This is a genomic window from Oleiphilus sp. HI0061, assembly GCF_001635675.1.
Genome location: NZ_LWFE01000315.1, coordinates 1 through 917, shown reverse-complemented (window position 1 = coordinate 917; position 917 = coordinate 1). Strand labels below are relative to the sequence as shown.

Annotated in this window: 1 protein-coding gene; it reads right to left on the bottom strand. The window is 46.8% G+C overall.

Annotated elements, in window-relative coordinates:
* The coding region (locus tag A3735_RS30255) for an immunoglobulin domain-containing protein (RefSeq protein WP_197485658.1) at positions 1–917 on the bottom strand (917 nt) is incomplete at both ends.

Here is a 917-nt window from a genome sequence, read left to right as displayed (position 1 = left end):
CGAAAGAGAGTGAGCTTGAGGTCGCGCCGCTAATCGCTACCCCACCCTTAAACCACTGATACACCAACTCACCACCGCCACTCGCAGCGACAGATAGTACCGCTCCCTCTCCTTCATCTACACTAACAGAAGTAGGTTGCGTAGAAATTTGAACAGGGTCTATCACAACTACTGGTGGCAATTCGTTAACTACTACTAAAGCAGTCAAAGACTCCAGGGTACCTGACTCATCGCTCACCAGAACATCATAACTGCCTGAGTCGGAAGTATCTGCAGCTGAAATCAATAGTGAACTTAGTACCGCACCTTGAAGCTCAACACCATCTCTACGCCACTGATAGCTTAGCTCGCCACCGGTAGCTCCCACACTTAATAAGACCTCTTCCAACTCATCAACAATTACACCTTGAGGCTGGCTAATAATTTCGAGGTCAGGAGTCTCGTTAAGCTCTGCTACGTCGTTATAGGAATCATTCGTTTCCTGTCTAACCGCCGCAAATGTCTCGGCATGTTCACTATCTGGAAGCGCTTGCTCTAGATCTAATGCAATTTCGCTTGCCTCTAGAAAAACCTCATCCAGAGTAATCTGTTCATCGCCCTCAGTACTTTGAGCCCCTAGAACGCCATCACTGGCAATCACTTCCTCTACATGTTCGATTACTTCTTCAATCGTATCCCAACGACCCAGCTCAACCATTGACAAGAAAGAGGCTGACAAAACACCCATTTCCAGTTCTGCTTTTGTAATTGAACTATACGACTCAATAGCAGTTAAATCTGCTGGCGCCAAACGCATCGCACCAGCATCTAGATCTAGCAAGTCTTCAATGTGAGCGATAGATTCCTGAATACTATCAGCTGTCAAACCAATAGATTTAGCCTCCGCATGAGCTGCCGCCATATGCGTTAATGGGCTA